The sequence below is a fragment of the Alteromonas sp. C1M14 genome (assembly GCF_018860965.1).
Lineage (GTDB): Bacteria > Pseudomonadota > Gammaproteobacteria > Enterobacterales > Alteromonadaceae > Alteromonas.
The window spans coordinates 589,364-614,468 of the sequence record NZ_JAHKQF010000008.1; the positions used below are offsets into that span (position 1 = coordinate 589,364).

Here is a 25,105-nt window from a genome sequence, read left to right on the forward strand (position 1 = left end):
GTCTATTTACACTGGGTTGAAGAGTTATTTCCTAATAATGTAAAAATTAAAAAAAATATTGAACTTTTAGAACTCTCCTCTGCAAAGTCAGTTGACCGCCTAATGACTATGTGGTTATTATCATCGACAAGGCGTTATGCCTTAACAATTATAAGTCGTGCTAAAACGATTTAATTACACACACTAAATCATATTAGTGGTCCAGGGAGACAATACATGTTTGAAAATTCAAGACTGGCTAAGTCAGTGAAGCTTGCTTGTGCTTTCGGTGCTGCTTCAGCTGCACTTGCGACACCTGTTTCAGTGTTCGCACAAGAAGATGACTCTGCCGAAAAAGTTGAGAAAATCGAAGTAACAGGGTCACGTATCAAGCGTACCGATATCGAAACATCTAGCCCAGTATTGGCTATTGACGCTCAAGCCATCCGCTCTACCGGTTTCACCCGTGTAGAAGACGTGATGAACTCTATGCCGCAAATCGAAGCAGCTGAAACTGCATTCAACGCTAACGGTGCCACTGGTGTTGCTACCCTTGACCTTCGTGGTTTGGGTGCTAACCGTACATTGGTATTGGTTAATGGTCGTCGTTTACAGCCAGGCGGTATTTATAGCCAAGCACCTGACGTAAACCAAATTCCAACAGCATTGATTAAGCGTGTTGACGTGTTGACTGGTGGTGCTTCTACTGCCTACGGTGCAGATGCGGTAGCGGGTGTTGTTAACTTTGTTATGGATACCGACTTCACAGGTCTTGAAATTCAAGCCGGTGCTGGTGGTTACCAACATGACAACGATAATGACTACATCCAAGGTTTAATGGATGATGCTGGCTATGACTACCCAAGCGGTGGTAGCGGTCTTGGCGGCGAGTCTTATAACTTAAGTATCACCGCTGGTGGTGATATCGATGGTGGTCGTGGTCACGTAACTGCTTATGCAACATGGCGTCGTAACAATGAAATGCTTCAAGGTGAGCGTGATTACAGCTCCTGTGCATTGAATACCGACTCAACAGCTTGTGGTGGTTCATCTACTGCTGTTTTACCGAATATCTATTTTACTCCTAACGTTTATGACGAAGCGGGCGATTTAAGCTTTGATGATGAAGTTTTCTGGAGCTTAGGCGAAGATGGCTTGTTCACGCCTTATGACGGTTCTAACCTTTATAACTATGCGCCAATCAACCACTTCATGCGTCCTAACGAACGTTTCACTTTAGGTGCATTCGCAGAATACGAAGTTAACGATAACGCGACTGTTTATCTTGAAACTTCTTTCATGCATGACAGAACAGCAGGACAAATTGCTGAATCTGGTACTTTCTATGCTGAAATTTACGAGCTTAGCTACGACAACGAAGCAGGCTTATTCAGCGATGACCAAATCGATCAGCTTTTAGGTGAATTTGGTGACATCAACAGCGATACCTTTACCGCGCAAATCGGTAAACGTAACGTGGAAGGTGGTGCTCGAGCTGACCAACTTGAACATAACTCTTTCCGCATTGTAACGGGTGTTGAAGGTTACTTGAATGACGAGTGGAGCTACGACTTAAGCTACATGTATGCGTCTACTTCATCTTCATCTGCTTACATCAACGATTTAGATATCAGCCAAATCGGTCCACGTATCGGCGCAATCGGTACAACTTGTACTGACGACTGCCTATACTACAACGTTTTCCAACCAAACGGTGTTACTTCTGAGCAAGCTGCCCAGCTTTCTGGTACCGCTATCTTAACCGGTGTTACTTCGTTAATCGTATACTCTGGTTATGTTTCTGGTGAGTTCGACTTTACTTTACCGTCTGCTGAAACTCCGGTTGCCGCATCGTTTGGTTTCGAGCGTAGAGAAACCGATTACGAGCGTACTGCTGATACCATCTATCAAGAAGGTTCTTTGGCAGGTCAGGGCGGACCTACAAACAGCTTAGTAGGTAACTACGAAGTTAATGACATCTTTGCAGAATTTAGTGTTCCTGTATTAGAAGGTGTTGCTGCAATTGATATGTTAGCCCTTGACTTAGGCTTCCGTACTTCTGATTATTCAACATCTGGTCGTAAGAATACTTACAAGATCGGTCTTGATTGGTCTATCAACGATGACTGGAAAGTACGTGCAGGCTTTAACCGTGCCATTCGTGCGCCGAACGTAAGCGAATTGTTTGCGATTCAAAGCGTAGGTTTATGGCAAGGTGCTGACGGCTGTGCCGGTGCAGAACCTTCATTTACAGCTGACCAGTGTGCTCAAATGGGCGTAAGCGCTTCTCAGTATGGTTCTGTTAACGATAACCCTGCTTCTCAGTACAATGAGTTCACTGGTGGTAACCCTGATTTGGTTCCAGAAGAAGCTGATACATTAACTATCGGCTTGGTTGGTAACCCATTTGAAGGTTTCGATTTCTCAATTGATTATTGGGATATTGAAATGGAGAAGGTTATTGGTGATGTTGGTGCTCAGCGTATTCTTCAGATCTGTGCAGATACTGGTACGTTCTGTGACAACGTAATTCGTGGCGGTTCAGGTACAATCTGGCGTTCAGAAGATGAATTCGTAACTAACTTGTCTGATAACATCGGTGGTCGTAAATGGCGTGGTGTTGACGTTGACGCAACTTACTCTGTTGATGTTGGCGAAGGTTCCGTGTTGGTTAACTTGGTTGGTTCATACAACCTTGAAAAAGAATATCAACCATTATTAGCTGATCCTAGCCAAAACTACGATTGTTCTGGCATGGTAAGTGTTGACTGTTTTGCGCAGCCTAAATGGCGTCATAACGCAAGCGTGAACTACACGTTAGACGACTTTACTGTTATTGGTCGCTGGAGATACTTCGGAGAAGTAGATATCGAAGGTGGCGGTCAAATCGCTAGCTACAGCTTCTTCGATGTAACAGGTAACTATTCTGTTACAGAAAACATTGCGGTTTCTTTAGGTGTGAATAACATCCTTGATAAAGAGCCACCAATGGTTGGAAGTACGTTAGCGACAAACGCAAATACCGTAGCTGGATTCTACGACACATTAGGTCGTTATATATTCACAAACGTAACGCTAAGTTTCTAATTTAGCACGATATAAAACCGGCGCAATGCGCCGGTTTTTTTTTGCCAAATTGTGTAGTATCGTGGGTATAATATGACAAATAACTCCCCATCAGCGCTATTCAATCAAGCTTATCGGTATGTGCAAAATCGCCAATTTAGTCATGCTGAAAAGATCCTTATTGAACTAACCCGCTTATCCCCTCCTAAAGAGCAAGTATGGCAACTATTGGTGTCTTGCGCCTTTAATCAAAAAAAATATTCAGAGGCCTTAAATTGGCTTGTTGATAGCACTAATAAATTTTCTAACAAGGCATGGCAAAAAGACGTAGAAATTAAGTTGTATCGAGCATTAGGCGACACAGCAAAAGAATACGCATTGTTAGAAGCAAGCATGTTAGGCAATGAGAAAAAGGCACCTTGGGAGGTATGGCAAAGACTGACTTTTTTAGCTATTAAGTTAGAAAAATTTAGCGCTGCTAAAGATTATTTCGCTCAATGTTTGCGCGTTTTAGCTAAGCATACTCCCCAGTATTATCAGTTCAATCGAGATTATTATCGTCAAATTGAACAATACGATAAAGCATTGCAATACAGTGAAAAAGCGTTGTCAGCGAACAGTCAAGACGTTAATACGCTTCATGAGCATGCGGTTTTATTGCGTTTAAATGGCCTTGCCGAAAAGGCACTATCCATTCTTCAGCCAATAAGTGAACAACAATCGCACTTTGCCATCTATCATAATTTAGCTAATGCACAGTCTGATTTGGGTCTGTTGGAAGATGCTGTGGAAAATTACAGTAAAGCCATACGTTTTAATCCAAATTTTATTGAAAGTCATGTCAATCTTTCTCGTATTAAGTGGCAACTTAATCACAAGGAGAGTTTTTTAGACTCATTTAAATCCGCAGGTTTGCTTACCACGGCAACAGGTTTTTTTGCCTATGCAGATAGTTTATTAAAGGCTAAAAAATTTGAATTACTTCGACAAGAACTAGATGAATATCGTCACTTTTCAACGCTAGAGTATTGGCATGAGTTACTGGCCGCGTCTTATCGTAATGATGGCGATTTTGCACAAGCAGAAACGGTCTATCAGCACATTGAGAAGACGTTTGCGCCGTCCATTAAAGCGCAATTAGAACACAGCATTAATCAGATAGAAACGGGCCAATATCGAGAAGCCTATGGGCGACTTTCAGGTTTACAAGAGCAGGTACCTGATAACCAACTTATTAAAGCCTATTGGCACACGGCAGCACGACTAGCGAAAGGGGAGGGCTTTGCGGTAGATAAATTGTATCTAAAGCAGCCATTATTTCCTCAGTTGACGTTAAAACAGCGTCAACGTTTGGTGGATGAACTAGCTCCGGTATTACGCTCATTGCATTCATCTGTATCTCAGCCTATTAATCAAACACTAGAGCAAGGTACGCAAACCCAAGGGCACTTGTTTGCATCCACCCATCCCATGATTCAACGGCTTAAGGAGGCTGTGGATCAGGCGATATTGAGGTTCATTTCAGAACAACATATGGACAAACAGCGACTCATTAAAGATGATGGTACGCCTAATTATGTGGGGTCTTGGTCGGTGCGGTTAAAAGGAAAGGGGTTCCACCATAATCACATTCATGCCCATGGCCGAATCTCTGGTGTGGTGTATATTTCCTTGCCCGATATCGTAAACGATGAGAATAAAAAACAAGGGTGGCTAACCTTAGGACAACCTTACGGCTATGGTGATATGACGCTAGAACCTGACGTAATGATTAAGCCTGATATTTTTCATTGCGTGTTATTTCGTTCATTTTTATGGCATGGCACCACCCCATTTGAGGACGATGCTGAGCGACTCACGGTTGCTTTTGACGTTGGTGAGTACGGCAAGATACCGAATTAATGCAAAAACGCCGTACCTTGGGTTATAGATATGCAAAATAAATTCATTTGTTTCAATAATAAAAATTACTGAAAATATCGACTTTACAGCGAAAAAGTAATAAAGCTCACAAATACGTTCGATTTTGCTAATAACTTGTTAACTATTATGGTGACAAATATTGGCAGGGCACGGTGTGTCTGGATGTTTGTCAATGCGTCGAAATAACCTTTTTTACATGATTAGTCGCAAAATTAACGCGTTTTGTCGGGAAATAAGGCAAAAATTCACAGGTTTAGCATCTTTATTCTGGTATGACCAATCTGTGAATGGTTAATCCATAAGCAGTCAAACTAAGAAAGGTTGGGTGTTAAGACTGTGTTACTTGACTCATTCTATAAATCCGTGTGAGTATTAGAGATTCGTAGTGATGCCGTTTTACCGGTTATTACTACCTTCCTTAAAAACATTGATAAAGTTTTTACGCCCCTGGCTAGAACAGTCCATCTGTTTGCGCGAGGATTCAAATAAGAAATTTGGTTGGGAACTATGTCCAAGATGAGCAAGAGAACTCTTATTGCTTCTACTGTGATCGGTGCATTCGCACTAACTGGTAGTGCATCTGTCTCTGCAGTGGAGCTATCCGATCTTCAGAAAGAAGATGCGAAGATTCAAGCTGCTGCAGCGAAATCTCAAGAAAAAATCAACACGCTGTTCGAACAGTCTCAAGAACTGCTAGTTGAATACCGTCAAGTTGTGGATCAAACAGAGAATCTGAAAATCTACAACGATTACATTGCAAGCTTGGTCGCAGACCAGCAGCGTGGAATCGATTCATTGCAACGTCAAATCGATAGTATCGAAGCGACGAAGCAGGGGATTGTTCCGCTAATGTTCCGGATGATTGACAGCCTCGACAAATTCGTTGAATTGGATACTCCAATTCATTTAGAAGAACGTCGTGAACGTATACAACGTCTGCGTGACTTAATGGCAAACTCTAACGTAACAGTATCTGAGCAATTCCGTCAGGTTCTTGAAGCGTATCTTGTCGAAGTTGAATACGGTACGAAGATGTCTTCTTACCAAGGTACAATTGATGATCAAGGTACAGAAGTTACTGTTGACTTCTTTAACCTAGGCCGTACCGCATTCCTAGCACTTTCTTTAGACCAGACTCACGCATGGGTTTGGGATAATGACGCACGTGCATGGCAAACATTGGGTGATGAGTACCTGACATCCACCATCGATGCGGTGAAAATGGCTAACGGTGTAATTCCACCGGATCTTATCAAGTTACCAATTAAAGCAGCGGAGTAAGCGTTAATGAAACCAGTATTCAAATCTCTTGTAGCCGCTGCAACCTTGGCAGTGGTAGCTTCCGGTGCACATGCACAAGAAGCAATGAGCCTGCAGGACCTACTGGAGCAGGTTAAACAAAATCGCGTATCTGAAGCGAATATTAACCAACAGCGTGAAGCTGAGTTCCAGTCTGCAAGAGCCGATAAACAAGCATTATTGAGAAAAGCGCAAGCTAATCTTAAAGCTGAACAAGATCGTGGCGATCGCCTTTCTAATCAGTTTTCTGCCAATGAAGATACACTGAACGAAAAAGCGGCAGAACTCGATCAAGCAACCGGTACATTAGGTGAAATGTTCGGTGTGGTACGTCAGGCATCCTCTGAAGCATTTGGCCGTATTTCTACGTCTATCGTAAGTGCTCAGTTCCCTGGACGTGACGATTTCCTTGCGGAAATGTCAGAAGACTCTAAAGGTCTACCTAATATCCAAGAACTAGAAGATTTGTGGTTTGCGCTGCAAACTGAAATGACTCAGTCTGGTCAAGTTGTTCGTTTCAACACTAACGTTGTTAACTTGGAAGGTGGTACATCCGACCAAACAGTTGTTCGTGTTGGTACATTCAACCTGGTAAGTGACCAAGGTTATTTAGCGTACGACGTGGAAAATGAAGTTGTTCAACCTCTTGGTCGTCAACCTGACGGTTACTTGGTAGCTTCTGCACAAGATATGACGGATAACACATCAGGTTTCGTTCCTTTTTATGCTGACCCTTCTCAAGGCGCAATCCTTGGTCTGTTGAAGCAAAAAGCAACGATGATGGAGCGTTATCACGCAGGTGGTGTGGTAGGTTATGTGATTACAGGTATGCTAGTTATCGGCTTGCTGATTGGCCTGTTTAAACTGATTCAACTGTTCTTAACGGGCACCAAAATCAAATCACAGCTTAAAAATCCTGGTAACCCTTCAAGCAGCAACCCTCTTGGTCGCATCTTGATGGTTTACAAAAACAACAAAGGTGCTGATGCTGAAAACCTTGAACTTAAATTGGACGAAGCAATTTTGAAAGAGTTGCCTACCATTGAAAGTGGTATCAACGTTATCAAAATCTTTGCTGCTATCGCGCCTCTGTTAGGTCTACTTGGTACGGTATTGGGTATGATTGCAACGTTCCAAACCATTACTCTGTTCGGTACGGGCGACCCTCGTATGATGGCAGGTAGTATCTCTATGGCACTTGTAACAACTGCTCAGGGTATCATCGCGGCTCTGCCTCTGATTCTTACTCATAGCATCGTGGCTTCTCGAAGCAAATCAATCGTTCACATCTTAGATGAGCAAACTGCGGGTATCATCGCTGCTCACACTGAGACGGAGAAAGCGTAATATGGTTTACCTGATTGGATTATGGGAATCTGTCAGGGATTTTATCGCTACCGGCGGCGATGTACTTTATTTCGTTGCTGCCGCGCTCTTTCTCATGTGGGTATTAATGATTGAGCGCTACTGGTATATGACTGCGGTCTTCCCTAAGGTGAAGAAAAACATCATCGCCGAATGGGATGCTCGTAGTGATACTACCTCATGGTATGCGCATAGGATCCGTGAAGCATGGATTTCTCAAGCGTCAGATGATTTAGACGCTAGGATGCTAATTATCAGAACGTTGGTGGCAATGTGTCCACTAATAGGTCTACTGGGAACAGTGACCGGTATGATTAGCGTATTTGAGACAATGGCAACGCAGGGTACCAGTAATGCACGTTTAATGGCTTCTGGTATCTCAATGGCAACAATCCCGACAATGGCGGGTATGGTTGCAGCACTGTCAGGACTATTCATCAGTTCTCGTCTCGAAGCTAAAGCGAAGATGGCAAAAGAAGGCTTAGTTGATAGCCTGCCACATCACTAGAGAGAACGATTATGGCTCGAAAAGTCAGAACCGAAGAGGAAGATGCGGCGATTGATATGACGCCCATGTTGGACATCGTGTTCATCATGCTTATCTTCTTCATCGTTACTACTGTTTTCGTAAAAGAAGCAGGCATTGAGGTAAATAAGCCTGATGCGAGCCAAGCGGTTCTTCACAAAAATGCTAATATTTTCATCGCTGTTACTGAGGATGGAAGTGTATGGTTAGATAAACGTGAAGTCGCTGTGGACACCGTTAGGGCTAATTTAGAGCGATTGCTTACAGAGCAGCCAACTGATTATGTGATCATTCAGGCGGACGTCAAGGCCAAGCATGGTATCGTAGTTGAAATTATGGACCAGGTTAAAGCTGCAGGTATTGATCGCGTGTCGGTTGCAGCGAGGGGTTAAGATGGTAAGGTTAATCGTTTCTATATTTTTAGGTGCTGTCGTAGCATTTGGTCTGTTTGTTGTAATGGCGAAGCTCATTGAGAACTCCGCTAGACCTGCAGACGAAGTGCCAGAAGCACCCGTAATTGACATCGTAATGCAAGAACCGGACGATGAGGTACAAACACGTAACCGTAAACCGCCTCCGCCTCCGCCACCACCACAAGAGCCGCCTAAAGTTCAACCTGTTGAACCTGAAGCTGCTGAACCAAATGCTGATGGATTCAGCCTGGCTATTCCCCAGGTCGATACCGGCGGTGTTGGTGTGGACATCGGTGGAGTGGGTGCGATGCAACGTGACGGTGACGCAACACCTATTGTACGTATCGATCCGAAATATCCACCTGATGCTGCCAGAGATGGCCGTGAAGGTTGGGTTAAATTGCAGTTCACCATCAACGAACAAGGCGGTGTGGAAGATATTAGCGTTATCGACGCTGATCCAAAACGTATCTTCGACCGTGAGGCACGTCGTGCACTGAGTAAGTGGAAGTACAAGCCTAAGATCGTTGAAGGTAAAGCCGTTAAACAAGAAAACATGTTTGTTCAACTGGACTTTAAACTGGAGCAATGATTATGAAATTTCGTACATTTAAAATGTCCGCCGTTGCTTTAGTCATGGGTTTTGGTGCTGCAGTAGCAGCGCCAATGGCCGCAGCACAAAGTCAGCCCGCGCAAGCAAAGCCTTCCGGACCTGTGGTATGCCCTGGCTATGTTAAGGCAAAAACCACCTTGGTTGGCGAGCGTACGGGTAAGAAAGTTCAAGCAGCGTTTGAGGCATATAACGAAGATCGTGTTCAAGAAGCTATCGACATCCTTAAAGATGTTGATGCTAGCGACGAGTTCGATAAAGCCTACGTTAACCGCTTTTTAGGTAACCTGATTGCCTCTCAAGAAGGTAAAGGTAAAGAAGCGTTCGGTTATCTTGAGCAAGCGGTAAATCCGAAAGTGCTTAATGATACTGAACACTCCCAAACACTTAAGTTACTCGGTGATTTAAGTATGCAGGAGCAAAACTATTCTGAAGCAGTCAACTATTATGACAAGTGGATGGATTTTACCTGTAAAGAAGATGCTCAGGTTTATACCCGTAAAGCGCAAGCGTTATACGAGCAAAAGAAATTTGACGATGTGGTTCCTGCTGCTGATAAAGCCATCGCGCTGAATAAGCAAGAAGGCAAGCCAGACAAGAACCCCTATTTGTTGAAACTGTCTGCTTTTTATGAAAATAAAAAGTTCCCTCAAACCGTTTCGGTAGCAGAAGAGTTAGTGAACCTGTTTCCTGAGAATCCTACCTATTGGATCCAGTTAGGCAGTTTCTACATGCTTATCGAACGTTTTGACAAAGCAGTGCAAACATTTGATATTGCTTACATGGCTGGTTATCTTGAAAAAGACAGTCAAATTAAGCAATTAGCGTCACTTTATGCTAATGCTGGTGCGCCTTATAAGGCGGCAGTCGTACTTGATAAGTACTTAAAAACTGGTCTGTTAAAGAAAGATGCTGAGATGTATGCGAATGTCGCAAATTCTTTCCATCAGGCTAAAGAGTACACAGATGCGGCACAGTATTACGGTAAAGCAGCTCAAGTAGATTCTGATCCTGAATACTATCGTAAGCAGGGTACGTTACTACTGGTTGCTGAAGATTATCGTGGTGCAATCACTGCATTAAACAAAGCGCTAGAACGTGGTGCCGAAGACGAAGCTAAAATTCACTTCTCTCTTATGGAAGCGAACTTCTATACCGGTAACTACAAAAAAGCTTATGAGCATGTTCAGATCGCTAAGAAAGATAAATCTTTGCGTAGAAATGCCACCGCTTGGGAACCTTATATTAAAGATAAGGCGAAAAATAGCGGCGTTAAAATTTAACGTTAAAACCCTAAAAAACCTCGCATAAGCGAGGTTTTTTTTTATCTATTATTGCGCTAATGAACAAAGCCATTGGTGTAACTCGGATCTTATCCATTGAGCTAAGTCCGCCTTACCTTGGCATTTCGTTTGTCGTGCGATTTGGCTAAGGGGGATCCCCTTATTGATTTGTGCCATCACCGCAGAAAGTGGCGAACTTTGTTCATGGTGTGCAAACCAAGCGGTGGTGCTATAAAGCTGGTGTAGACTTCTTGTGCCATCTGCTACTTGACGTAAACGGGTTAGGTGGGTTTTTTGGTGGTTGTTGTCTGTGATATCCGCTTTTTGCTCAGGGATATGACCATAACACTGTCGTGCTTTAGCCGTTAAGGGGTATGCCACCAAAGTGCTTGCTTTGCCTGAGGCTTTATCTTGTTTTTGCCCTGCTTTAAGCACTACAAAATGTAGGTTTTTCCAAAAGCTTAGTAATTGGGGAGTGGTCCCAAATGAAACGGTAATATGGTCGATGTGTTTTGTTTTAAGGTCGTCGATAATATAACGTACTAATTGGCTTCCTAAGCCGAGGTGCTGTTGATCTGGTCGAACGGCTATCCGATTGATACGTTGTGTATTTAACGTTGCAGTATCGCCATCTGTGGACATCAGCGCTAAAGATTGGGCGGTAAGGTGGCCTTTAACTCGACGTTTTCCTGCAGCAATATCGTCTTTTAACGCCTCCAGTCTTGCGCCACCTTCTTCATCCACTATTGCCGCGGCGACGATGCTATTTTCACGCACCATATAGTAAAAGTGATTGTTGGGCGAATCGATGATCCGCAATATATCGTCTGGGGTGGTTTGGTAATGGGCTTCAGCCATCAATTGCATGATTTCACGCAGATGGCTTTGATTTATGGTGTTGGCCTTTCCCGCGTAGACCTTTACAGTCGTGTTCGCCGCTAGTGCGAAGGTAACGGGTTGTTGGGGTACAAACAGAAAGTGCTCGATGATCCGTTCAAGGGGATCCTGCTCGAACCACCTGACCGGTTGCGTCATCGTAATGCAGGGAATCCCCAATGATTGCACTACCCGATAGCGGAAACCTTGTCCTGAGCCTTCATAACCATCGGTGGTGGAGAGCAATAGAGTAAAGGGGGCCTGGGCCATCAAACCGTGTGTAATGGGGATGGGCAAAGAGGCGGCTTCTTCGATAACCAGTACGTCTATCGGGTCTGTGAAAAGGGCCGGATTATCGAAGGCATACCATGTCATGGTAGAGCAAGCCGGGTTATCTTGGGATGAAGCACATTGGCTATCTACGGTGTCTAACAGACGATCTGCGGCGCGCTTGGTATAGCTGGTAATGGCCACTTTTAAGCCTCGGCTTAAAAAGTGGGCGGTTATTAACCCTGCCAGCGTTGATTTACCTCTACCGCGCTTAGCTAATAAAGCAACTGCCGGGGTAGTGGCGTCGTAGTGGCCAAGAATGGTTTGATAAGCCTGTTGTTGATCAAGGGTGGAAAAAGGAGGATTTACCTTAGCCCTTGCTGCTGCCGTTTTATGAGGAGGTAAGTGGTCACCTTGTTCATTGAATTGACCACAACATGGTTCGGCTAACAGGGTTTCTATAAAGCGCTGAATAAACAAGCTCTCGTTCATTGAAAACCCATGACTTAAAAAGTAGGGCTTAGTTACTGACGGATGAGTTGGCCAGGTGTTCAGTGCTGGAGAAAGTAATACTAGGGTCCCCCCTGCTTTAATTGTGCCTGCAACAGCGGCAAAAATACCGGGCCGAAATGCATCCAAGTAGCTAATAAAAACTAAATCAAATTCGCTGCCAAGCACTTCTTTGTAGCGCGAGAAGGGGTAGCTTACCGAGGTTGCCATGGCGCTTTCGCCACCTATCCAGCAGGTTGTGAGTTGGCTAGGCAGTCCATCGAGTAAACCGCCGGCTTGGGCTAATGTCCAGGGGCTATCACCGCTGATGAGCAAAAGCTGTCGATGATAAACCCTGTTGTTTTTAGGAGAAAGTGGCGTAAGCAGCCAATTTATCAATGTTTTCAAAGCCACCCTTATTAAATTTCGGTATACTAGCGTTTTCATTTTACGTTAATTTAAGAGGTTTTTAATGCGCTTTTTGTCTCGCCGTCTTGTTATGCCCAGTGATTTAAACTATGCCAATGCACTTTTTGGTGGCAGGGCCATGGAATGGATTGATGAAGAAGCGGCTATTTTTGTTACCTGTCAGTTAGAAACCAACTGCTTGGTAACAAAGCATATTGGTGAAATCACCTTTGAATCTCCGGCCTTGCAGGGTGATATTGTAGAGTTTGGTTTAGAAACAAAATCTGTTGGTAGAACATCCATTACCGTATCTTGTTTAGTGCGTAATAAGGCGACGAAAAAGACCATCTGTTTAGCTGACGACATTGTCTTTGTGACTTTAGATCCTGAAACCCGTAAACCTACTCCCCACGGAAAAAGCATTGAAGGGTTAAAGAAGCAAACCGAAAAAGAACTTAAAAGCTTAAACCTGTAAGCATGAAAAAAGGAAACGCACTGCAGTACTAGACGGCGGTCGTTTCCCACTTGCTAATTAGCGTGGCTAGATCTTCGGCCTGTTCGGCGGTTAGCACACACTCTGGCGCCACCTTAGGTACACCGTCATTTTTAGTGAGGGTGGAAAAAGCCATATCGTGACAAAAGCGAATTTGTTCGGGTACCGTTTGCAACGCATTAGACAGGTCAGGATTACAAAGCTTCCACAGCTGTTGATTCACGGCACTATTGAACCCCCATCGAAGTAGCATCAATGATGTTGCACCGTATAAACAAATTCCGTACTGATCATTGATACACTGTATAAAGGTGGCAAACGAATCAGTTTCTTCCCAATTAGTCAGGGCGCCGTCGGCAAACAGGCATTCATCGTGGAATACCAAAAATAAAGAAAGGGTGCCAAAAAGCAACAATTGCTTAATTTGCTCTGTTTCGTCGTCAGAAAACTTCTTGAAACCAAATAGTGTGTTAAATAGCTCACTACTTAATAGCATACTGTCAGTTAATTGAAGTATTTTGGGAAACCGGCATTGGGAAGTAAGTAATTGTTGGGCTGCAAAAATCACCGCAAGATGACGGATATTACCTAAACCGAGGTTTCGCCCTATGGCATGTTCAAGGTTTTTAGGAAGGGTGCCGTAGATGGCGCGACTGGCCTTACTCATTATATGCGCTTGGAAAATGGGGTCTCGCTCAACCAGTGAAACCACTTTGGCCAGGGTCATTTCTTCCTCGTTCATGTTTAATAAACGCTGAATAGAGTTGGGCAGCGGCGGTAAATTCTCCACCACTTCTACTAAGTTTCCGTTGCCCTTTTGAAAGCGCAGGCGGCTACCTAATTGCCTAAGTTGTCCCGCGCTAATACCCGTGTGCTCTTTAAAGCTACGTTCAAAAGAACGTCTGTCGGCAAATCCTAGCTGAGCTGCGGCATCATCGGTTTTGATACCACTAAGTAGTAGATGACACGACTGGTCGTGTATAAATTCTTTAAGTAGTGCACTAAATGAAATGGACTCTTGGCGTAATTGGCGACGAAATGCCGATTCGGTTTGTCCAAGTTCAGACGCCACCCATTCTGCACGGATCCTTGCAGGGCTAGAAGCCCGCTGAAATGCGGCCTTCACTCGCTGTTTAAGGGGCAAGTCATCGGTTTCTTCTAATGTTCCCACCAGCATTTTCTGTATTGATTGAGAATAGAAAAATGAAGGACGGGTGCACCAACTATTGTCGAAGGTGAGGGAAACGTGAGAAGAGCACGGCTTAATGGTGGCACAGGTTAAGTCAGCGAGTAGGGGGGGGTTATCTTGAGTTGGTAAGCTCATAGTCTGAAAATCGAACTTTCTGCCAGCTAAGTGCCGAAAAAGGGCGAGAAGAAAGTAACATCGCATATCAGTGAGTATGGCGAATTTGCCGGCGTTAAAGGTAAGCGAGGTGGCCCCGTTTTCTTCACTAATAACCAAATTAGCCGACGGGCCAAGAAGATGGGCGAATCGTTTGCTTAACACATGTAAAGCATCATCAATATGCTTACTTGCAGTAAGCAGAACTACCAAGTTGCTCATCTTATTAAAATCGAAGTAACCAATGAGCGAGCGACTTATTTTCTGTCGATGATTAGCCGGACATAAAGATAAAATCACACTGGCTAAGGTGTCTTCTGGCAAATTACCAGATTCTAATTCCGTTACATTATCGAGAATGGTGCTATCTCTATCATCACTGATGCCTAGATCGCGGCGAAGACTCAATAAAGCCCGAATGATAGCCGACCAGAATAACCCTTGATACTGCACATGTTCTCCTGTTTATCTGCGTGAGTTCCGTTCGCCCGTTAAGCATATAAGAAAAAAGCGTGCTATTACAGAGCGTCATGTTTTTCCTTGACGGACAAATCTGTAGCAAAGAAAGCGCAGAAGTGTCCTGTTATCCCCACCGGGTACATTTTATTATTTCCCCTGTGATGACAATCCTGAAACCGTCACTTTCAGGGTAGTGTACACGCCAAACCTGTTGTGAGGCAGGGACGGAAAGCCACGGATCTTACTACCGCCAGTAAGATAGCCGGGTTGCAGTGCATGTTGTTAACTATTACAAAGCAAACACTGCTCAAGGAACTTATATGAAATTTAGCATGAAAGCTGCAACTTTGCTGGCCACATTCTGTGCCTTTATCGCACAGGCAGATATTATCAACACTTACGATATTGATTTTGAAAATCAAACACTAACCGCTCATGGTCAAAATGATGGTAGCTATTCCACATGGGACAACGGGGGCAGTGTTTTAAATCTGCAAGAGAACTCGTGGTTTGTACTGAATCTCGAAGATGCATTTGGTATCGAAAGTCTAGATTTAAACAGCGCCGATTCGCAATTTGAGCTTTCATTTGATTTTCGTATGCAAGCTACCGGTAACGATCCTTTGGCTTACTCTGAGATTGCCGGTATCTGGTTGGCAGACTTTACAAAGGGTGAGCAAGACCATGATGCATCACGAACCTTTTCATTAGCCGGTACACAAGGTTTCGGCCTTGATGACTTTAGCTATACCGATGATTCTCAGTGGCAATCATTTTCTTTTACCTTAGATGATTACCTGTCAGGACTGGTAACGGATATCGTATTTATTAACGACTGTGATGCATCGAACGGTTGTAACGATATGACCGTTCGTTTCCGTAATGCTTCCATTTCAGAAGTCAGTGAACCTACCGCCATGTCACTGATCCTTCTTGGAGTGGGCTTTATGGGATGGCGCGCTAGACGCCAAAAATAGGGCTTTTGCCCACCTTGCCCGCCACGTCACACTGCGGGCTTTTTTATCCTCCCTACGGCAGTCTTCACCTTGACTCAACCTCAATAGTTGATAGACTGCCGAGCGTCGTTATCTATACAAGCAATGATAGCGACAACTCTAGGCCAAGGGGTGCCGCAAACAGCGGCTGAGATCCTAAATGGGAACCCTTTAACCTGATCCGGATAATGCCGGCGTAGGGATGGTAAATCTATAATTTAGCCTCAATACCTTCCGTAAAGCCGGATCTTTTTTACACGTAAAGAGATCCCAAATGAAAAAAAGCATACTCACTCTCGCATTATTGGCATCTCCTGCATTTGCAGAAAGCCAAGAAGATATAGAACGCATCACGGTGACCGGCGATTTTCGCCAAACTACTCTCGCTCAACTTAGTGCCAGCGCGTCGGTTATCGACGTCCAACGGGTGGATAGTCGACAGACAAATCATATCGATGGCATGTTAAATATTGCTCCTAATGTCAACTTCGCCACTGGCGCTTCAAGAGGGCGCTTTGTTCAAATTCGTGGTATTGGAGAACGCAGTCAATTTGCTGAGCCCATCAATCCCTCGGTAAGCTTTTTAGTTGATGATTTTGACTTTTCTGGTTTAGCCGCCGCTGGGGTATTGTTCGATATTCAGCAGGTTGAAGTTTATCGCGGGCCGCAGGCAACGGTATTTGGCACGGGCGCCCTTGCCGGCGCGGTGAAGCTAGTTAGCCAGCCCACCGGCGATGATACCGACAGTCATATTTCCATGTCGGCGGGAAATACCTCCTTATTTCGCGTGGAAGGTGCCCATGGCGGCATGCTTAGCGATACCTTGGGTTTCCGTGCTGCCTTTGTTCATAACACCAGCGATGGGTTTATGGAAAATGATTTCTTAGACCGCGATGATACCAATGGTATTGATGAAGACGCCGCCCATTTGGCCTTCGACTGGCAAGCGTCAGATGACACATCCGTGGCGATAAACTATCGTTGGTACGATATTGATAATGGTTACGACGCCTTTTCTTTAGATAACGACCGGCACACCTTGTCAGACGAGCCCGGTTTTGACCGCCAGCAAACCCACGCGGTGAGTGCTCATGTCTATCACAACACGGATGCTGGGCTTATTGAAGTCATCCTTACCCATGCCAGTCACAATATTGAATATGGTTATGACGAAGATTGGACTTACACAGGGTTTCATCCGTGGGGCTATACCTCCTTTGATGCCTATTATAGAGACGTGGATCAGCAAACCGCGGAGTTACGCTTTACGTCGGCGCCTAGTCAACGTCTATTCAATGACTCAACGGACTGGGTTATTGGCGCACGTTTTAATCAAAGTGAGCAAGACTTATTACGTCAATATACCTATAACGATGGTGATTTTATCAGTGAGTTTAAACCCACTACCACCGCGGTATATGGTCAACTTGACACCCAGCTTAGCGACAAACTTATTTTAACCAGTGCTTTGCGAGTGGAGAATTACGCATACGATTACAACGATAATGCCAGCGTAGTCTTTGATGATGACACCACCATGGTGGGGGGAAAGTTAGCTCTTTCTTATCAACTTGGAGAACGGTTCTTATATGCCAGTGTTTCACGGGGTTATAAAGGGGCAGGGATTAACTATGATGAAGAAGTGAGCGAATCCCGTCGCTTTTTCGACGCCGAATATAATCTGAATTACGAGATTGGGTTTAAAGGGCACCTGTTCACCCCAGAACTCACCGCCCGTGCTGCCATTTTTTATATGGACAGGGAAAACACCCAAATCAGCGATTATGATGTGCAAACCCGAGAAGATGGTTCTGCTGCATTTGTGGATATTATTGCCAATGCTGATGTGGGGACAAACAAAGGTGCGGAACTAGAACTGACCTGGCAGGTCAGTGAAGCCTGGATCCTTAGTGGCAGTCTAGGGTATTTAAATGCCACCTTTGAAGGTTATGAAACGGCTGATGGCAATTATGTCCAACGCCAACAGCAAGCGCAGGCACCCCGTTATACGGCGAACCTTTTTAGTGAGTGGTGGATAACGGACCATTTGGTGTGGCAAATTGATATGGATTTTAAAGACGAATATCGATTCTCCGATGGTCACGATGAAACCTCACCGGCGACCACCTTATATAACACTGACATCAGCTGGGTGGCGGGTAATTGGCGTACATCGTTATGGGTAAAAAATCTATTCGACAAAACCTATTACACCCGTGGCTTTGGTGGCTTTAGTAACGATCCCCGTGATGAGTACGCTTTCCCTGAACCCTATTATCAGCTTGGTGATGGCCGTCAATTTGGGGTAACCGCCCGTTTTCAATTTTAAGGAGTTGTAATATGCAAGTAATGGTAGAACTTTCACTTTACCCATTGGTTAACGCCTATATTCCACCTATTCAACAGTTTATTGACCGCTTGAACAGTTACCCGGGGCTCACGGTTACCACCTGTTCCACCAGTACCCAGGTTACGGGGGATTACAGCGAGGTGATGACGATCTTAGGTAAAGAAATGCAACGCACCCACGAAGAAGTCGGGCAGGCAATATTTGTCGCTAAATTCTTAAATTTTGATGCCATGCAAGAGCGAAAAAACACCGATGACTGACTTTCAGTCGTTTGTAAGTCAGATCGCAGACACCCAGCTAGCAGAGTGGTGTGCTGTGATCTTGGCTTTAGCCTATGTTTGGCTGGCGGCAAAGCAAAACCGATGGTGCTGGTTGTGCGCATTTATTAGTACCGCTATCTATACCTGGCTATTTTGGCAGGTGACACTTCCGTTTCAGTCTGCCCTTAATTTGTATTACATGGTCATGGCCGGTTACGGATATTACCAGTGGAACAAGAGCACCACCTCTCCGAGTGGCGTGCAGTCTTGGCGTTGGTGGTATCACCTTATTATCATTCCTCTGGCCTTGCTTCTTGGCTGGGGCTTGTCGTTATGGGCGGAAGGCCAATTTAATAGTGCGTATCTGCAACTTGATGCCTGTATACAGGTGCTTAGTGTAATAACGACCTTTATGGTGGCCCATAAAGTGCTGCAAAATTGGTTGTACTGGTTTGTGATCAATCTTGCGTCGGCATACCTTTATGCCCAAAGCGGGCTCACGCTGTCGGCCTGTTTGTTCCTAGGTTATGTGGGGTTTGCGGTATACGGCTATATTACTTGGCGACGACAATGGAGAGAGCAGGAAAATGACACCTACGCTTATCCTTGATGCACTGCGAAAGCCATTGGCGTTGTCTGCGTCGGCTAAATGTGTTCGTATTGGAGGGGGGAAGGTTAACCATGTTTTCAGACTCACCGATGGCCAGCGGCAATTTGCAGTGAAGGACCTAGGCGAAGATGATTTTACCGGCATTGACCGAGCTGAGCAGTTACGGTTGCAACGACGGCTGGCTGAACAGGGGATTGCTCCTGCGCCTTGTTGGCTTAACGACGGGCAAACCTTGTGGGTAGAAAAATGGGTTGAAGGCATTGGCTCAGACTCACCTGCGTTGCCAGAACTACCGGCATTGGCCCAAGCCCTTGCCACGGTTCATAAACAGAACGTGGATGCAAAACCCTTATGTTTGGCCAATCGTTGGCGGCATTATATTGCCAAAGCGCAGCTATCATGTCGGCACCCTCTGGTTAAGGAAGCCGAAGCCTTAATGGTTAAGCATAAGCTAAACGATAAAAATAATCCGCAATGGGTACTTTGCCACAACGATTTGTCTTATGGACATTTGGTCGACCCGATACAGCCGATGATTGTTGACTGGGAGTATGCCGCCAGAGGGAATCGCTTTTTCGATGTGGTTGCCTGTGCTCAAATTAACGGATTAAATGGGTCACAATCGCAACAGTTGTGTGCGTTGTATGCAGATAAAGCGAACCTGCAATATGAGAATGTCGTGAATGGCTTCCATGAACAGGAGCCGGTGGTCACCCTAACGGCGGAGTTGTGGTACTTGGCGTCTCAATGACCTCATTGAGGATAAAAAACAGGCTAAAACGAACGGTTTTTGTGCGTATTGTTTGAAAGCTAAGCAAAGAGATTGAAATGGCATTAAAAAGGCTTTACCTTTGAATTGTCATACGTATAATGCACAGCGCGCTAGGGGTGTAGTTCGAATTGGTAGAACAGCGGTCTCCAAAACCGATGGTTGGGGGTTCGAGTCCCTCCACCCCTGCCATTTCTCTCCTAGGTAAGTTATACTTTTCCTATCTTTCTTTACGTGAAAAATCATGGCACTAACCCTTACGGCTTATCAAATAGCAGTTCTCCAAGAAATGGATATTTGTGTTTGGACTTTGCAGTCTGATAAGGACAAAGCACAGCCTGATTCTTCCCACTCATCGCCGAACAAAGCGATGCAAGAGAGTGCCGTCACTGCCAAGGAGCAAGATCCCATCGCTCAAATGCGAGCGGCTATCGGTACGAAGCCAACCGCTGCGCCGAAAGAAAAGCCACCGCATACCGATTCTTCCAAATCTGACCGTGTGACTGCCAGCACAACAATGCCGTTCAGCAAAGCTGAAATGGGCCGGTTAGCTTTAGATATCGACAGGGCTATTCATTTTCTTGCGCCTCAGGCCGAACCACAATGGGTGAAAGGAGAGCCGCTTACCGTGACGTCCACTTGTATTACATTCCCTCACAACGAGCCACAACTCAGTGGCGAGGAAAAAAAAGCGTTATGGCATCAACTATGTTCTGTATTTTAGGTCACAGATGACAATGACGATCCGCCCTTTAGTCGATGCCGATTTAAATCATGTTTATGGCCTTCATCAGCAAGCCACTTTTCAGCCTTGGTCTTTCTCTACATTTGCCGATTGTTGTAAACCGCCTTATCAATGTTTGGTTGCCGTTCTGGATAGCCAGGTTGTTGGATACGGGATAATTTTGCATGTGGCTGGGGAAGTGACATTAATGGACATCGCCGTTGCCGCTGATCACCGTGGTAACGGCATTGGTAAATATCTGCTAAATGAGGTAATTGATACCTCAATAAAGTTAAAAGCGGATGAAATATGGCTTGAGGTGCGGGCAGGGAATCATGCCGCTATTGCCATGTATAGAAATGCCGATTTTAACGATATTGATATTCGCCGTGATTATTATCCGTCAAAAAAAGGCCGTGAAGATGCCATCATGATGAGTAAACGGTTAGATTAGTCTTTTCAAGCCAGTGACAAAAAGAGCGAACCACCATGCCTTCTTTGCAAATACCCTCTGATATTGCCGCCCTCGTTGATTATGAAAAATATGCTAAGCAACACTTAAGCGAACAAGCTTGGGCATACATTTATGGTGGGTCTGCCGACGAAATAACCGCGCGGCAAAATGAGCAGGTATATGGTCAGATCAAAATACTCAATCGGGTACTAACGGATGTTTCCCAGGGACATACTCAAACCCATTTATTAGGTGACACCTTTGCCCATCCCATTATTCTGGCTCCCGTGGCTTACCAAAAATTAGCTCACCAAGACGGGGAAGTGGCCTCAGCCATGGCCGCAGAAGCGCAGGGTGGGGCATTCGTGTTAAGCACCTTGTCGAGTACGTCGCTGGAAACGGTTGCTAAATCTGGGGCGGGTAAAAAGTGGTTTCAACTTTACTTTCAAAATAAAAGAGAACATACCCTGGATCTTGTTCGTCGAGCAGAAGAGGCAGGCTATCGTGGCTTAATGATCACGGTAGATGCGCCGATTAATGGGTTGCGAAATCGTGAACAGCGCGCGGGATTTACTTTGCCGCCAGGCGTCCGCGCGGAAAACTGTATCCATTACCAAGATAGTCAAAGCGTGGAGAAAGGGGCAAGCGCGGTGTTCCAAGGACTGATGACATCTGCGCCCACTTGGGATGATATTGAATGGATCAGTGGAGAAACTACTCTCCCGGTAATCATTAAAGGTATTATTAACCCGTTAGATGCTCGCGAGGCTATGGATCGCAATGTGGCGGGGATCGTTGTGTCTAATCATGGGGGACGCACCTTAGATACGTTACCTTCCCCTATCGACGTTTTACCGGCAATTCGTCAGGTGGTTGGGCCTGATTTTCCATTGTTAATAGACAGCGGTATCCGGCGTGGAACAGATATCTTCAAAGCGCTGGCGTTGGGAGCAAACGCCGTTATGATTGGACGGCCTATTTTCTACGGTTTGGCCACGGCTGGCGCTTTAGGCGTGGCCCACATCCTGCGACTATTGCGCGACGAATTAGAATTAACGATGGCGTTGTGTGGTTGCAGTGAATTGTCTGCTATTTCATCTCGCCATCTTTGGCACAAATAGCGATGGCTTAGGTTTCTGACCATTGTCGCAATAAGTTGTGGTATACCCCTGCTAGACGGACCAACTCAGGATGATCGGGAGTCTCTATTGTGAGGGCCTGGATGCTTTTGTCTAAATCATAAAGAATACGTCGTTGTTCATCGCTTCTTATCAGGCTTTGTAACCAGAAAAAAGACGCGAGTCTACGACCGCGGGTGACCGGTGTTACTTTGTGTAAGCTGGTAGAGGGGTACAACACCATATCTCCAGCTGCAAACTTTACCCGTTGTTCTCCATAGGTATCCTGAATAACCAGTTCACCGCCGTCATAGTCTTCAGGTTCAGAGAAAAACAACGTCATTGAGACATCAGTTCTGATTTTTGCTGGTGTGCCGGCTACCCGGCGTATGGTGTTATCAACATGATAGTTAAATTCGCCACCGCCCTGATAACAGTTAAACATAGGCGGGTAAATTTTATTTGGCAATGCCGCCGCTAACACGGCTTGTGATTGGCCTAGACGGGCAAGAATAAATTCTCTAAGTTGTTTACCTACCTCTGAATTTTCAGGTAATTGCAAGTTTCGTTTGGCCTTAACCGCCTGATGACCTGCGGTGACAGAACCATCTACCCATTCGGCAGATTCCAACATGGCAACGGCTTCTGCAACCTGCTCTTTAGTAAAAAAATTCTCTATTCTAACTAACATAATTTACGTGTAACTGCTTATAAAAATAAGCCGGGCTGGGCCCGGCTAAGTACTTATTATTTAAAAGCTATAGCTGGCGTATAACGCATAGCTTCTTGGGTCGCCAGGTCTGAAGTGACCTTTCGCACTATAGTCAGTAACGTACTCTTCATCGAACAAATTGTCGATATTAACTTGTACTTTAAGGGCAGGGGTTACTTGGTACGAAGCCATGACCGAGGCGGTGGTATAAGCATCAACGGTGAAATAGGCCCGTTGTTGACGCCAGTATGTTTCACCGGAATTGTAATAAAGGCCACCACCAATATTGAGTTTGTCGTCCATGGCGGCGTAAGATAACCATACAGTAGCCGTGTCATCTGGCGCTGCCTGTAATCCGTTGCCTATTTCATCGGGATCAAGACCTTGGGTGATTTCGGTATCAAGCTTGGCGTAGTTCGCCGATATGGATAGGTTATCGGTTAGTTTACCGACTAACCCAATTTCAAAACCGGTGGACTCTTGTTCTCCACTAAGATAGTAAAAAGTGGAAGAATTACCATCCTCATCCGTGATTTTTTCAGAATCTTCCACATCTTTGGTGGTTTTAAATATCGCAGCACTTAAAAGTAGGTCGCCACCATAGAGTTCCCATTTTGTCCCGAGTTCCATGGTTTCTGCTTCTTGAGGATCTAGCGCATTGCTATCAGCACTTGTGGACAAGGCCAAGCTAGTTCCAGGAGGTTCTTCAGAATTGCCATAACTAATATAAATACTGCCATTGTCGGTGGGCATATAACTGAATGCGGCCCCATAAGAGAAGAAGGTCGCATCGGCATTTAATCCGGTGTTACAGCCACTGCTGTTGCATGCATCGCCGTCGATTTCAAAGTCATCGTATCTGGCATTAACATCCAATTGGTACTGCTCACCGATACGGATGCTATCGAAAGCATAGATCGCAAACGTGCTGGCATCACCGACGTCATTTTCGCCGGTGCGCACTACACTGCCAGAAACGCCAATATTGTGTAATGGGTTGGTGGGATCCATATAGGGAGTGTCAACGGCTACACCATCCACTGTATAGGTGTAGTTTGAATCTAAATCGTAAGAGGTTAACTCTTCTTTTGCATATTCCGCCCCGATAACAAGGTTGTGGGCAACATTGTCGTGTTCAAAAGTAAATAAACCATCGAATTGGGTAACGAACAAATCGTTTTCTTCATCAAGAGACTGAAGGCGACTGGCGTCAAGTAAACCGGCGGCATCATCTGAGCCCCACCAAGGTCGTCCGATGACAGATTTTTTATCGTTAGACCCAATACGAGTTTGGCTTCGTAGGCTTAGATTGTCATTGACTTTGTGGTTAACCAATAACGTAAACATACTGGTTTCAATGTCTTCGTAATCACGGCCGTCAACACTGTAATACTCACTCCAATAGGCCGAATCGATGGGCCCTTCGGGTAAACCGGTGGCCTCACTGGCACTTTCGGTTACATAAGGTAGCCCAAGGATAGGGGTATTATCTTGGTCCATGTAAAAAACATCGAAGGTAACATCAGTATCTTGGCTTACCTGATAGAAAAATGACCCTGCAATACCTAAGGTTTCATAATTTTCTGAGCCATTGTCAAACACATCACCGCCGTCTGAATAGACAATGTTAAACCGGGCTGCGCTATTATCCGAAAGCTGCTTATTAACGTCGGCAGTAATTCGCGCCGTATCGAAATTGTCGTAACGGCCAGTAGCAGACCCAAAGTCAGCCAACACGGCGCGTTTGCTGCTAAGGTTTAGCGAGCCACCACCGTTGGTTCTGCCATCAATGCTTCCACTGGCTCCTTTGATGACCTCAACCTGTTCGTAGTTGAACATATCACGGCTATACCCACCAATATCGCGGATACCGTCTATATAAATATTTGATGTGGCATCAAACCCTCGAATGCTAACACTATCGCTGGCTGAGATAACGCCGCCACCACCTTCACCGCCACCAAAAGTGGAAACGCCTGCTACGTTTCGTAGGGCATCATTGAGGCTGGTAATACCTTGATCTTCAAGCATGGTTGCTGGAATGACGGTGATAGTTCTTGGTGTATCGGCAATCGGTTGAGTCAGTTTTATTGAGGATGATTCGTCAACTTTATAGGTTTTTTCGACATCGGCTTGGGCTTTTGTCGTAGCCAGTTCGTTCTGTGTTTCGGATGCTTGATAAGGTTCTGCTAAGTCTGCAGCAATACCTGTCATAGGTAGTGCTGTGGATACAGTGAGTGCGAGGGCGCTGGTAGAAAAAGATGCGCCAATGGTTTTCTTTTGCATTCTTAGTGTTTCCTTGATGATGTGTG

21 protein-coding genes, 1 tRNA gene and 2 riboswitches are annotated in these 25,105 nt (G+C 45.1%); of the genes, 18 read left to right on the forward strand and 4 right to left on the reverse strand.

Annotated features, from left to right (window positions below):
* Positions 1-303 precede the first annotated feature (303 nt).
* From KO501_RS07325 to KO501_RS07360, 8 genes are all read left to right on the forward strand, one after another.
* Positions 304-3,066, forward strand: coding sequence for a TonB-dependent receptor (locus KO501_RS07325; RefSeq protein WP_354667814.1), 2,763 nt, complete (start codon positions 304-306; stop codon positions 3,064-3,066).
* Positions 3,067-3,138: 72 nt separating this feature from the next.
* A complete protein-coding gene (locus KO501_RS07330; RefSeq protein ID WP_216028978.1) occupies positions 3,139-4,947 on the forward strand; it encodes a putative 2OG-Fe(II) oxygenase in 1,809 nt (602 codons plus the stop codon).
* A gap of 537 nt (positions 4,948-5,484) precedes the next feature.
* The gene (locus KO501_RS07335; RefSeq protein ID WP_216028979.1) at positions 5,485-6,249 is read left to right on the forward strand and encodes a DUF3450 domain-containing protein; all 765 of its coding nucleotides are present in this window, start codon (positions 5,485-5,487) and stop codon (positions 6,247-6,249) included.
* A 6-nt stretch (positions 6,250-6,255) separates the two neighbouring features.
* Positions 6,256-7,614: a MotA/TolQ/ExbB proton channel family protein gene (locus KO501_RS07340; protein WP_216028980.1), complete on the forward strand. Its 1,359-nt coding sequence runs from the start codon at positions 6,256-6,258 to the stop codon at positions 7,612-7,614.
* Between the two features lies 1 nt (position 7,615).
* Positions 7,616-8,140, forward strand: coding sequence for a MotA/TolQ/ExbB proton channel family protein (locus KO501_RS07345; RefSeq protein WP_216028981.1), 525 nt, complete (start codon positions 7,616-7,618; stop codon positions 8,138-8,140).
* Positions 8,141-8,151: 11 nt separating this feature from the next.
* Positions 8,152-8,550, forward strand: coding sequence for a biopolymer transporter ExbD (locus KO501_RS07350; protein WP_216028982.1), 399 nt, complete (start codon positions 8,152-8,154; stop codon positions 8,548-8,550).
* Between the two features lies 1 nt (position 8,551).
* On the forward strand, positions 8,552-9,163 hold the full coding sequence (locus tag KO501_RS07355) for an energy transducer TonB (RefSeq protein ID WP_216028983.1): 612 nt from the start codon (positions 8,552-8,554) through the stop codon (positions 9,161-9,163).
* Between the two features lie 2 nt (positions 9,164-9,165).
* On the forward strand, positions 9,166-10,464 hold the full coding sequence (locus tag KO501_RS07360; RefSeq protein ID WP_216028984.1) for a tetratricopeptide repeat protein: 1,299 nt from the start codon (positions 9,166-9,168) through the stop codon (positions 10,462-10,464).
* Positions 10,465-10,512: 48 nt separating this feature from the next.
* Here KO501_RS07360 and KO501_RS07365 read toward each other — a convergent pair whose 3' ends face one another.
* The gene (locus KO501_RS07365) at positions 10,513-12,507 is read right to left on the reverse strand and encodes a GNAT family N-acetyltransferase (protein WP_216028985.1); all 1,995 of its coding nucleotides are present in this window, start codon (positions 12,505-12,507) and stop codon (positions 10,513-10,515) included.
* Between the two features lie 64 nt (positions 12,508-12,571).
* On the opposite strand from KO501_RS07365, the gene KO501_RS07370 reads away from it, so the two are divergent.
* Positions 12,572-12,982, forward strand: coding sequence for a hotdog domain-containing protein (locus KO501_RS07370; RefSeq protein WP_216028986.1), 411 nt, complete (start codon positions 12,572-12,574; stop codon positions 12,980-12,982).
* A 28-nt stretch (positions 12,983-13,010) separates the two neighbouring features.
* Here KO501_RS07370 and KO501_RS07375 read toward each other — a convergent pair whose 3' ends face one another.
* A complete protein-coding gene (locus KO501_RS07375; RefSeq protein WP_216028987.1) occupies positions 13,011-14,795 on the reverse strand; it encodes a helix-turn-helix domain-containing protein in 1,785 nt (594 codons plus the stop codon).
* A gap of 197 nt (positions 14,796-14,992) precedes the next feature.
* Positions 14,993-15,076, forward strand: a riboswitch (cyclic di-GMP riboswitch).
* A gap of 45 nt (positions 15,077-15,121) precedes the next feature.
* Between KO501_RS07375 and KO501_RS07380 the strand changes: the two genes are divergently transcribed.
* The 9 genes from KO501_RS07380 (at position 15,122) to KO501_RS07420 (ending at position 22,084) form a co-directional block, all read left to right on the forward strand.
* On the forward strand, positions 15,122-15,778 hold the full coding sequence (locus tag KO501_RS07380) for a PEP-CTERM sorting domain-containing protein (protein ID WP_216028988.1): 657 nt from the start codon (positions 15,122-15,124) through the stop codon (positions 15,776-15,778).
* A gap of 136 nt (positions 15,779-15,914) precedes the next feature.
* Positions 15,915-16,016: riboswitch (TPP riboswitch) on the forward strand.
* A 54-nt stretch (positions 16,017-16,070) separates the two neighbouring features.
* Complete coding sequence (locus KO501_RS07385) at positions 16,071-18,125, forward strand: TonB-dependent receptor (RefSeq protein ID WP_216028989.1); 2,055 nt, start codon at positions 16,071-16,073, stop codon at positions 18,123-18,125.
* Between the two features lie 11 nt (positions 18,126-18,136).
* Entirely contained in the window at positions 18,137-18,406 is a 270-nt protein-coding gene (locus KO501_RS07390) for a hypothetical protein (RefSeq protein WP_216028990.1), read from the forward strand.
* Positions 18,399-19,016: a nicotinamide riboside transporter PnuC gene (gene pnuC / locus KO501_RS07395; RefSeq protein ID WP_216028991.1), complete on the forward strand. Its 618-nt coding sequence runs from the start codon at positions 18,399-18,401 to the stop codon at positions 19,014-19,016. Before KO501_RS07390 ends, pnuC begins: the two co-directional genes overlap by 8 nt.
* Complete coding sequence (locus KO501_RS07400) at positions 18,994-19,767, forward strand: phosphotransferase (RefSeq protein ID WP_216028992.1); 774 nt, start codon at positions 18,994-18,996, stop codon at positions 19,765-19,767. Before pnuC ends, KO501_RS07400 begins: the two co-directional genes overlap by 23 nt.
* Positions 19,768-19,900: 133 nt before the next feature.
* Positions 19,901-19,977, forward strand: a tRNA-Trp gene (locus KO501_RS07405).
* 52 nt (positions 19,978-20,029) lie between these two features.
* Positions 20,030-20,509 carry a hypothetical protein gene (locus KO501_RS07410; RefSeq protein ID WP_216028993.1) on the forward strand — a complete coding sequence of 160 codons (480 nt, stop codon included), beginning with the start codon at positions 20,030-20,032 and terminating at the stop codon, positions 20,507-20,509.
* Positions 20,510-20,516: 7 nt separating this feature from the next.
* A complete protein-coding gene (gene rimI, locus KO501_RS07415) occupies positions 20,517-20,963 on the forward strand; it encodes a ribosomal protein S18-alanine N-acetyltransferase (RefSeq protein ID WP_216028994.1) in 447 nt (148 codons plus the stop codon).
* Between the two features lie 35 nt (positions 20,964-20,998).
* Positions 20,999-22,084 (forward strand): alpha-hydroxy acid oxidase, encoded by a 1,086-nt coding sequence (locus KO501_RS07420; protein WP_216028995.1) that lies wholly within the window; start codon positions 20,999-21,001, stop codon positions 22,082-22,084.
* Positions 22,085-22,091: 7 nt separating this feature from the next.
* On the opposite strand, the gene KO501_RS07425 is transcribed toward KO501_RS07420, so the two are convergent.
* The gene (locus tag KO501_RS07425) at positions 22,092-22,772 is read right to left on the reverse strand and encodes a Fe2+-dependent dioxygenase (RefSeq protein ID WP_216028996.1); all 681 of its coding nucleotides are present in this window, start codon (positions 22,770-22,772) and stop codon (positions 22,092-22,094) included.
* Between the two features lie 60 nt (positions 22,773-22,832).
* A complete protein-coding gene (locus tag KO501_RS07430; RefSeq protein ID WP_216028997.1) occupies positions 22,833-25,079 on the reverse strand; it encodes a TonB-dependent siderophore receptor in 2,247 nt (748 codons plus the stop codon).
* Between the last annotated feature and the right edge of the window lie 26 nt (positions 25,080-25,105).